Annotated in this window: 12 protein-coding genes; 5 read left to right on the top strand and 7 right to left on the bottom strand. The window is 67.5% G+C overall.

Annotated elements, in window-relative coordinates:
* Positions 1-278: hypothetical protein (locus KIK09_RS55160; RefSeq protein WP_214327582.1), on the top strand; the 278-nt coding region annotated here is incomplete at its 5' end.
* Positions 279-372: 94 nt separating this feature from the next.
* Here the strand turns inward: KIK09_RS55160 and KIK09_RS55155 are convergent.
* Entirely contained in the window at positions 373-591 is a 219-nt protein-coding gene (locus KIK09_RS55155) for a hypothetical protein (protein ID WP_214323717.1), read from the bottom strand.
* Positions 592-1,145: 554 nt separating this feature from the next.
* Here KIK09_RS55155 and KIK09_RS55150 point away from each other — a divergent pair.
* Positions 1,146-1,574, top strand: coding sequence for a hypothetical protein (locus KIK09_RS55150; RefSeq protein ID WP_214323716.1), 429 nt, complete (start codon positions 1,146-1,148; stop codon positions 1,572-1,574).
* Between the two features lie 468 nt (positions 1,575-2,042).
* On the opposite strand, the gene KIK09_RS55145 is transcribed toward KIK09_RS55150, so the two are convergent.
* Both KIK09_RS55145 and KIK09_RS55140 read right to left on the bottom strand, forming a co-directional pair.
* Positions 2,043-2,237 (bottom strand): hypothetical protein, encoded by a 195-nt coding sequence (locus tag KIK09_RS55145; protein ID WP_214323715.1) that lies wholly within the window; start codon positions 2,235-2,237, stop codon positions 2,043-2,045.
* A 198-nt stretch (positions 2,238-2,435) separates the two neighbouring features.
* On the bottom strand, positions 2,436-2,843 hold the full coding sequence (locus KIK09_RS55140) for a winged helix-turn-helix transcriptional regulator (protein ID WP_308164474.1): 408 nt from the start codon (positions 2,841-2,843) through the stop codon (positions 2,436-2,438).
* Between the two features lie 110 nt (positions 2,844-2,953).
* Here KIK09_RS55140 and KIK09_RS55135 point away from each other — a divergent pair, with 110 nt between their 5' ends.
* Positions 2,954-3,736 (top strand): SDR family NAD(P)-dependent oxidoreductase, encoded by a 783-nt coding sequence (locus KIK09_RS55135; protein ID WP_214323714.1) that lies wholly within the window; start codon positions 2,954-2,956, stop codon positions 3,734-3,736.
* Positions 3,737-3,817: 81 nt separating this feature from the next.
* Here the strand turns inward: KIK09_RS55135 and KIK09_RS55130 are convergent, their stop codons facing one another.
* The 4 genes from KIK09_RS55130 to KIK09_RS55115 all read right to left on the bottom strand — a co-directional run bounded on the left by KIK09_RS55130 (position 3,818) and on the right by KIK09_RS55115 (position 6,500).
* Entirely contained in the window at positions 3,818-4,066 is a 249-nt protein-coding gene (locus KIK09_RS55130) for a helix-turn-helix domain-containing protein (protein ID WP_250574280.1), read from the bottom strand.
* Positions 4,067-4,242: 176 nt separating this feature from the next.
* Positions 4,243-4,686 carry a hypothetical protein gene (locus KIK09_RS55125; protein ID WP_214323713.1) on the bottom strand — a complete coding sequence of 148 codons (444 nt, stop codon included), beginning with the start codon at positions 4,684-4,686 and terminating at the stop codon, positions 4,243-4,245.
* 202 nt (positions 4,687-4,888) lie between these two features.
* Positions 4,889-5,344: a DUF6069 family protein gene (locus KIK09_RS55120; protein WP_214323712.1), complete on the bottom strand. Its 456-nt coding sequence runs from the start codon at positions 5,342-5,344 to the stop codon at positions 4,889-4,891.
* 157 nt (positions 5,345-5,501) lie between these two features.
* Positions 5,502-6,500: an RNA polymerase subunit sigma-70 gene (locus tag KIK09_RS55115; protein ID WP_214323711.1), complete on the bottom strand. Its 999-nt coding sequence runs from the start codon at positions 6,498-6,500 to the stop codon at positions 5,502-5,504.
* A 646-nt stretch (positions 6,501-7,146) separates the two neighbouring features.
* Here KIK09_RS55115 and KIK09_RS55110 point away from each other — a divergent pair.
* Complete coding sequence (locus KIK09_RS55110; RefSeq protein WP_214323710.1) at positions 7,147-8,253, top strand: LacI family DNA-binding transcriptional regulator; 1,107 nt, start codon at positions 7,147-7,149, stop codon at positions 8,251-8,253.
* A gap of 96 nt (positions 8,254-8,349) precedes the next feature.
* On the top strand, positions 8,350-9,579 hold the full coding sequence (locus KIK09_RS55105) for a sugar ABC transporter substrate-binding protein (protein ID WP_214323709.1): 1,230 nt from the start codon (positions 8,350-8,352) through the stop codon (positions 9,577-9,579).
* Positions 9,580-9,601 lie beyond the last annotated feature (22 nt).

The raw sequence follows: 9,601 nt of genomic DNA, 5'->3' as shown, positions 1-9,601 counted from the left end.
ACGGCACCTTCTACCTGTCCAACACGCCCCAGACCGGACAGGCCTCCTACACCTTCCGCTACGGCGACCCCGGTGCCGCCCCTCTGGTGGGCGACTGGGACGGCGACGGCAAGGACAACATCGGGGTCCGTATGGGCAACACCTTCTACATGCGCACCAGCCCTGTGACCAGCGGCACCGAAACCACCACCTCCATCGGCTACGGCGACGCCTCCGACCTGCCCATCACCGGCGACTGGGACGGCAACCACATTGACACCCAGGGCATCGTCCGCTGACGGGTAGCCGCCGGTGATCCGGATCGCGCGTGGGGCGTGCCGTCGGCAGGCGGCACGCCCCACCGGCGTCGCCGAGCCGATCAGGTCTCCCAGGTCAGGAACTGGTGGAGGCTCCGGCAGGCCCGGTCAGCGAGGTCGAACCGCGCTTCTTCGCGCGGGCGGCCACCTCGGGGATCACGCCCCGCGCGCCGGCCCATGTGGTGATGTCGGTGTCCAGCACGACGGCGTCGGTGTGCAGACGCTGGGCCCGCTCGCCCTCCCTCGGGAGGAAGGCGGCCAGGAAGTGAGCGCGTCCATACCTCGGTCTGCGCACCCTGATTGGCGGCCAGCTCCAGTGAGGGCAACGCGGGGTCGGCCCCGTAGCGGGTGCGGCGGCCGAGCAGGCCCAGCAGGCGGCCCCGTCTCGACGGCGGGGAGCGCGCCCTGGGCCTGTGGGTGCCTCAGCCGTTGGGGCTGACCTGGGTTTGGCGTTCCTGTTCTGGCGGGCATGATCGCTGTTCATGCCGCTGCGGTTGCTCTATCTGATCTTCATCCGGCTCGCGGGGTGGTGGTGCTGCTGGGTCGCTCGCAGAGGTCGGGTCTTGCGTCATCAGCTCGCGGTGTTGCTTCGGCAGGTGGCAAGGCCTCGGCCGTCGTGGGCGGATCGGGCGGTGACCAGCGCGCTGGCGCGGCTGCTGTCCCCAGCCGGTCGTCGGCGGTTGTTCGTGACGCCGGGCACGCTGCTGGGCTCGCACGCCGATCCGGTACGGCGGCGCTGGAACTTCAAGCGCCATAGCCAGGGTCGGCCTCCCATCCGCGTCTCCGTCCAGGCCTTGGCGCTTCGTCTGGCCCGGGAGACTCCGCTGTGGGGTTACCGGCGGATCGCCGGTGAACTCGCCGCTCTGGGGGACAGGGGGAGGGGTTCAGGTTCCTCATCCGCGATCGGGACACGAAGTACACCACGATGTTCGACGAAGTCTTCACGGCCAAGGGCATCGGCATCCTCAAGACGCCACCTCGGGCTCCGCAGGCCAACGCGTTCACCGAACTCTGGATTGCGCGGCGAATCCCGGCCTTTGGTCGAACTGCAGCGTCACCATTCACGTCAGCGACACTGCCGAGGGGTACGTCAACGGCCACACCTACGATTGCACGCCTGACGCCCGGGCGAAGGTCTGGTACAAGCGCTACGGGCCGGTCGACGTGATCTGGATGAAGGGCGGCCACAGCTACGAGACGTACTTCAACGTCGATGCGTACTACGAAGGTAAGTACGTCGGGTATGCCTTCCGGTTCAGCCCGACCATCACCTGGTAGCCGCCTGGGCGTAGGTTTGGACATTGCCCCGCTGCTCCATGGGGGCGGCGGGGCATTCGCATCTCTCCGCGTTCCGTAGGGGGAGTCTGCTCCTAGGCTCTCCACCGCCAGTACGGGTCGGCGTTCTTGTACGTGCACTTGTACCGCTTGTTGGTGACCTTGGCATAGCAGTACCTGTTATGGGCGGCCTTCAAGCAGAACGCTCCGGGCGTGATGCACACCCCAGTGGTTCCCGCTCTGCTTGTAGCAGGACGATGCCGTGCTGGCGTGCGCGAGCGTGGCCGCGGAGGGGGGGAGGGGCCGCAGCGGGGGCTTCGAGAACGACGCCCGCGAGAGTGGCTGCAACGAGCAGACGTTTGATCAACACGCGCCCCTGAGGAGTGGGGATGGAACGTGACAGGCATGAGACGCGTGTGGTGCCCGTGAGGTTGTCGGGCTGGTTGTCCGGCTGCGGACAGGCGAGGCGACCTACTCGCCGTACTTCTTGGCGTACAGGGTGATCAGCGTGTCGGCGCTCACCTTGCTCCCTGCGGGCGGCTTCATCTTGGTGACCACCCAGTTGCGGTCGTAGATCAGCAATCGGCCCTGTCCTGTCGCGTCCTGGTCGTCGAGGACGTAGAAGCATGCGGCCTGGAGCGTGTCCTGCCCGACCTGCAGGTTCATGCCGACCACGCTGGGGAGTTTCTTCTTCTCTGTCTTCGCGGCGGGGGCAGGAGTGTCGGACTCCGCGGCAGGAGCGGTCCCGGTAGCTGTCGGCGCTGGTTGCTTGCCTCTCGATTACCACGCCCTCCTGGCGTCGAACGCCAGGAGGGCGTGGGCAAGCGAGCTGATGATAGGAGGTGCAGATCACCACGATCTGCGTTACGGACTCGGAATCGCCTGACCCGCAGGATTTATGCTGCGGTCATAGCGCTGCTGGGCCGCGATGACCTCCGGGGTGTGCGCCGAAATCCAGCGGACCAGTTGGCCGAACGGGCGGGACAGGCCTTGACCCAAATCGGTCAGCTCATAGCTGACCTGCGGCGGTGTGGTTGGCTCGACGGTGCGCTCTACCAGCCCGTCGCGGACAAGGGTCCGCAGTTTGGCGGAGAGCATTTTCTCGCTGATGCCCTCGATGCGCTGGCGCAACTCGAAGAAGCGCATTGGCCCAGGCGTCAGGGCGGCCAGGATCATCGGCACCCACCGTCCGGTGACATGTTCCATCACCTCCCGCCCGGGGCAATCGCTGTGAAACGTGTCACTGATCCACCGGGCGTCGCTCTCGTCCACCTGCTCACCTACCGCTATCTCTACGGCTTACCTGAAGGTGCGTACTTACAAAAGGTAAGCCCAAAACCTAGCGTCTCTCGCGTCTTCGTACGACGAGTCAGGAGAGACAGATGAACGGCAAGCAAGTGGCGCTGGTCAGCGGAGCCAGCCGGGGAATCGGGGCCGCGACCGCGGGGGAGTTGGGTCGGCTCGGCTATTACGTGATCGTCAACTATCTGCGCGACGCCGAGTCCGCAGAGCTGGTGGCCAAGCAGATCGGCGCCGCGCAGGCGATCCAGGCCGACGTGACTGACGAGGCCCAGGTGACCACGCTGGTGGACCGGGTGGTCGCCGAGCACGGGCGGATCGACGTGCTGGTGGCCAACGCCCACACCGCGGCGCCGCCATTCGGCCCGCTGGAGCATGTGCCGTGGGAGGCGTTCGCGGCCAAGATGAGTGATGAGCTGGCCGGCGTCTACCACCTGACCCGGCGGGTGCTGCCGGTCATGCGTCAACGGCGGTCCGGCCGGATCGTCTACGTCTCCGCCACCGCGGCCGAGCTGATCATCGGCAGCGCCGCCCAGTCCACTGCCAAGGCCGCCGTGAACGCCTTCGCCCAACAGGTCGCCGGCGAGGCCATACGGGACGGCATCACCGTCAATGCCGTCGCCCCTGGCGCGGTTGGTACCGATGCCACCGCTGAGGTGTTCACCGAGGGCATCCGGCGCCACTTCCGCGATCGGTCGGTGACCGGCACGATGCTGCGGCCGCAGGACCTGGCTCGCCCGATCGCCGCGCTCGTGGACGGCGCGTTCGCCACGGTCACCGGCCAGGTGATCCGCGTCGATGGCGGATACCCGCTGCTGAGCCAGTTGTTGGACGGCCTGCCGGCCCAATTCCCCACGGCTTCGTGAGCCTCAGAACAGAGAGTGCGGCTCGAGTTCCGGGTTGATGACGTCGGCGGCCAGGCCGCAGTTCTGATGAGGCGGGCGTGCTCATGTCCGGGCTCCGCCGGCCGGCGTGCCTACGCCTGCGCGTTCGAGAGCGCGGTACACCGTCGCCCTTCCGATGGAGAACACCTCCATCGGGTCGGCGACGGTGTACTCGCCGGTGGCATGCATGCGCACCAGTTCGGCCTGCTGCCGTACCGTCAGCTTGGGCGAGCGGCCCATCCCGAGCCCTGCGGCCATGACGGAGCGGGCGAAGCCGACCACAGCGATCCGATCAGGCTCAACCGCGACCAACCCGTCGACCCGCTCGCGATGCGGCCATCACGCGGCAGCAACGCCCCATGCCCTACATGCCCGCCACGCAACGGCAAGCTGAGAGCCTGCAATCAAGAACGGGGCAACGGGCCACCGCCAGGCCCGCCCCTCTGCACCTCACAGGACTGGTAGCCGGGTTCGGGTACACGCCCGCATCAGCGCAATGTGATCAGCAAGCAGAGAATCCACAGTGCGCCGGCGAGCAGCGGCAGGAAGTATGTGACCAGCGGAAGAGAGCTGATGCCCCTTGGGCGCCATTGCTCCCTGAGCTCCTTGTACTCCGGAAAGACATCTCGTTGTCTTGCCCGAAGCAGCTCGTAGTAGCGCAAGTGACGGTGGCCCACATAGCCCCAAACCGCCGTGAGCAACATGCCGAATACCGCGATGACCCTCACGACCGCGAGAGCCATGTCAGTGATCGCGCTACCCGGCTGATTCGCTACCCCCAGCACCAGCGCGAAGGCGACGATCAACAGGGACTCCACCACCAAGAACAGGTTGGCCCGCTGGAACAGCATCGTGTCCAGGTGTAGCGAGTGCTGCCACATCCGCTCTAACGCAGCCGGATCCTGCTCCCGGGCCTCTTCTTCACCAGTCATCCGTACGACCTCCTCGCGAGAAGTTGCCCACTCGGAGGCTTCTACGAGACGGGGCGTCGCGTCAAGGTGTCCGCACTCACATATCCGCAGGGAGCGGCCTTGATCGCGATTGCGGACGTTTTCCGCAGGTCAGAGCTTTTTAGAGCCGACCTTGAGCGACCCCGCACGCCCTTGCGCCGCGCGTGGTCCCGTTGCGGGATCGTCAATCGCTCCGGGTACGGAGGCTCCGCGCCAGGATGGGGATCATCACCGCCGCAGGGACGAGGTGTAGCCCGAGGAGGGCGATGGTGGTAGCGGTGTTTGCCCCGGAGAGGAGGGGCGGGACAAACGAGATCGCGGTCAGCGACACTGCCGTCCACACGAAACGCTCGGCGGGGCGAGCGCTCCAACGAAGAAGAGCGACGGCGATGACGATGCCCACGACGGAGAAGAAGCCGGTCACCACGGCGAACCCGGGCAACGGGATCGACTCGCCGCCATCGGGGACCTCGAAGTCGACGCCAACGGTCTGGGCAAGCGCAGCGGCGAGGGTGGTGGCCACCATCGCTGCGAGCGTGGCAATCAAGCCGGTGCCGGCGAGCCCGCGGAGTCGGTGGGTGTGGCTGGTCTGGCCCGATGCCGGGCCTGCGACGCCCCCGGTGTCATTCATGCTGTTCATGTCGTTCCTCCATCATTCGGTAACTGGCCTACGGGGTGTGTTGACCGGCATGTGACGGTCCTGGCCTTGGGGTGACGATGCGCACCCTCGCCGTGCGACGGCCGGGGTTCCACAGGACCGCCGCGACCACCGCGCAGCGCGAGCGTCCACACCGGGACTACTCCGTGCCGTCCGCCGGCAGGCGCTCCGGCAGCCCGAGCCGCGGGAACTGGTCGTCGTGGAACGTGAGGATCTCGGTGATCGCCCCGCCGGTGACGCGGAGGACGTCGATTGTCAGCGGCAGGTACGCGCCCTCCCGCTTCCGCCAGAGGTAGAAGGCGACGGCGGGCTGCCGGTTCACGGAGGTGAGGACGGCGCGCAGGTGCTTCATGCCCTCGAAGCCGCTCTCGACCCACTCGTTCACCACCGTGTCGCGGCCGACGTACAGGCCCGGCGTGGGCGGCATCGAGCAGCGGACGTCGTCCCGCAGCAGCGCGGCGAGTCCGTCGACGTCCGTGGCCACGCTGGCGTCGGTATAGCGGCGCACTACCTCGCGCGTCCCGGCGTCTTCCTCGCCGCCGGTCCAGTCCTGCCGCTCGGCGGGCAGGTGCTCCCGCATGCCGGCGCGGGCCCGCTGCAGCGCGCTGTTCACGGAGTTGACGGAGTCCCCGAGGAGCTCCGCGACGTCCTTCGCCGGCCAGCCGAGCACGTCCCGAAGGATCAGCACGGCCCGCGGGCGCGGCGCGAGGTGCTGGACTGCGACCAGGTACGCCAGCTCGATGGTCTCCCGCGCGACGGCGACGGTCTCCGGCTCGTCCGCGTGGCCCGCGGGCAGCTCGTCGAGCAGCCGGTCTGGGTAGGGCTGCAGCCACAGCACCTCGCCGCCGGTCGCAGGCTCCGGGCGGCACTTGGCGAGCAGGTCCAGGCAGGCGTTGGTGGCGATCCGGTACAGCCAGGCCCGGAACGTCGACCGCCCCTCGAAGGTCTCCCGCCGCCGCCAGGCACGGAGGAAGGTCTCCTGCACGGTGTCCTCGGCGTCCTCGAACGAGCCGAGCATCCGGTAGCAGTGCACGTGCAGCTCCCGCCGGTGCCGCTCCGCCAGCCCCGAGAACGCCGACTCGTCGACCCCGTCCAGACCGCTCTCGCTCAGCTCATCCAGCCGCGTGTCCGCACTCATCACGTCATCCTTCCGCCTCGTCGTGTCCCGTCGTAGGTGTGACGGGTGCGGGCGCGACAACTCATCACCAGGGCGGTCTGCATGGCTGATCCAGCGACGGATCCGATGGCGGAGCACGACGCGCGGTACCGCGAGGAGGACGCGGGTCCGCCGGGTGCGCGACCGCCTGGTGCGTGATGGGGTCGCCTGGTTCACGACGACCCGGCGGGCATGGACGCACGGGCATGGCACGAGGTCCACCGAAAGGGATGGGAGCTTGGAGCCGAGACCCGGCTCACCTGGGAGCAGGGATTCCGGCAACGGTCGGTGTCGTCGCACCCGTCGCTGCTCTCCTACCGGGCCCGGTCGCCGCGGTGGCGTCGGCATTAGGCCAAGTGGACGCTCGCGACGACCTCGAAGCACCGGTGGACGCATGCGCCGTCACTCGATCTGCGACGGCTGGGGCTGGTCAGCTTCGAGTACATCCCTCCTCGTCAGATGTCCCGCTGGTCGGCGGCACGTTCGAAGTCCTGAAGGAGTCCTCGCTTCGCTCCCTAGCTGCAATGCCATGACGGCGATCATGCCTGCCAGACCGAACCCCAGGTCGGCCCCAACGGCCGAGTTTCGGGCAACCACAGGGATTGCAGAATATTTCCGGAGATGTCTTGTGGCTCGGACGATCGCCGTCGTAGCGTGTCGGAACTGGCGGTTGATACGTATCGACGATTTCCTCCAAAGGGGTGTCATGGCGTTCACCAGCAAGGACGTCGCGCGCGTCGCCGGCGTATCGCAGAGCACCGTGTCCTATGTGATGACTGGCAAGAGACCCATCTCTGAGCGCACGCGGCGACGGGTCCTGGACGCGATGGAACAGCTCACCTACGAGCCGCACTCCAGTGCCCGGGCTCTGGCGGGGCGTCGTACCCAGGTCATCGGTCTGGTCGTGCCCTTCGGGGTCGGGGGTGAGGTCTTCGGGTTGCTTCCGTTCATAGAGACCATCGCCAGCTCGGCTCGCGCCCACGATCACGAGGTTCTCCTGGTGACCGCGGACGAGGGCTCGGCGGGTCTGCGGCGCCTCGCCGGACGGGCCCTGTGCGACGCGATCATCATGATGGACATCCAGGAGCAGGACGACCGGGTCCCGGTGGCCGCCGCACTGTCCGTTCCGGTGGTGCTCATCGGTGTGCCGGCCGACCCGGCCGGGCTGCACTGCGTCGACCTCGACTTCGAGGCGGCGGCTCGGATGGCCGTCGACGAGCTGGCCGACACCCAGCACGACGAGATCGTCGTGGTGGGCTATACGGCCTCGGCGATGAAGCGTGGCCTGAACTACGTCGGCCGGTTTCTGCGATCGGTGCGTCGGCAGGCACAGGTGCGCGGCCTTCCGCTGACGGTGATCGAACCGGTCGAGCGTGGACGGGAGGCCGCCGCGAAGGTCGCCGATCAGCTCCTCGCTCAGCGCACCAGCGGGCGTCTCGGAGTGCTGGTGCCGCACAGCGACGCGATCGTGCCGCTGCTGGACGCACTGCGGAAGCGAGACGTCGTGCCGGGCCGTGACATCTCCGTCATCGGACTCAGTCCCGACCGGGAGGCCGAACTGTCCGATCCGCAGTACACAAATGTCTCCGAGGAACCACGCGACGTCTCGCGGCGCGCGATGGAGACGCTGTTCTGGCTACTCGATCCGAGTTCCGCGGTGGAACCTCCCGCGATCGAGCTGGTCGCGCCACGACTCACTCGTCGTACGACCGTGATGCCCGCTCCCGCCCACTGATCATCGGTGGCTTCGACCCAGGACCCGCTACGCACAAAGTCGATGCGCATCGACACCAAACCGCCCCGGAACCTTCCGTATCCGAAAGGACACGACATGATCCGCTCCCCCCGGACCCAGGCCGCGCTCGCCTCGATGCTCACCCTGCCCCTCGCGCTCAGCGCCTGCGGCGGGGGGCCCGGCGGCGGCTCGAATACCGGCGGCGACTCCTCAAGCCTGCGGGTGCTCGATTACTACAACAACGATCCGGGCAAGACGGTCTGGCAGAAGGTCATCGACGCGTGCGGCCGACAGGCCGGTGTCACCATCCAGCGAGAGTCGGTGCCCGGCGCGACCCTGATCCAGAAGGTGCTCCAGCAGGCGTCCTCACGTACCCTTCCGGATGTCCTGATGCTGGACAACCCTGATCTCCAGCAGATCGCCCAGACCGGCGCCCTCACCCCGCTGAACGACCTCGGGCTCAAGGCCGACGGGTACGCCGAAGGCGTGGTCAGCGCCTCGACGTACAAGGGCAAGCTCTACGGCCTGCAGCCGATCACCAACACCATCGGGCTGTTCTACAACAAGGACCTGCTCGCCAAGGCGGGCGTAACGCCACCCACGACTTGGGCGGAGCTGAAGACGGCGGCCAAGAAGCTGACCTCCGGCGGCACGTACGGACTGGCGTTCTCGGCGCCGGCGAACTACGAGGGCACCTGGCAGTTCCTGCCGTTCATGTGGTCCAACGGCGGCGACGAGAAGAACATCGCGACGCCGGAAACCGCGCAGGCAGTGCAGTTGTGGGTCGACCTGATGAACGACGGCTCGGTGTCGAAATCCGCTCTGAACTGGACCCAGGCGGACGTCAACGACCAGTTCAAGGCGGGTAAGGCCGCGATGATGGTGAACGGGCCGTGGCAGTTCCCCTCGTTGGAGGAGAACAAGAGCGTGAAGTACGGGGTGGTGAAGATCCCGGCACCGGCAGCGGGCAGGCCGGTCGTCGCGCCGCTCGGCGGTGAGACGTGGGCGGTGCCGCAGACCGGGAACAAGGACAAGCAGGCCAAGGCTGCCAAGATCGTCGCCTGCCTCAACTCGGACGACAACCAGCTCAGCCTCGCCAAGGACAACCAGACCATCCCCACCAAGACGGCGCTGCTGGCGAAGTTCAGCTCGAGCAACCCGAACATGGCAGGCTTCGTCGACCAGATCCCGACCGCGCGGGCCCGCACCGGTGAGCTCGGCGCGGACTGGCCGAAGGCGGCCACGAAGATCTACACCGCGTTCCAGTCCGCGCTGACCGGCCAGGCCACACCGGCCAAGGCCCTGGAAGCGGCGCAGAATGGCTGAGCACCGACAACAGTCCACGATG

Origin of the sequence: Nonomuraea sediminis, assembly GCF_018531495.1 — a bacterium.
In the GTDB taxonomy this organism is placed as follows: domain Bacteria; phylum Actinomycetota; class Actinomycetes; order Streptosporangiales; family Streptosporangiaceae; genus Nonomuraea; species Nonomuraea sediminis.
Note: the sequence above shows the minus strand (reverse complement) of the source record. Positions and strands in the feature narration are given on the sequence as shown.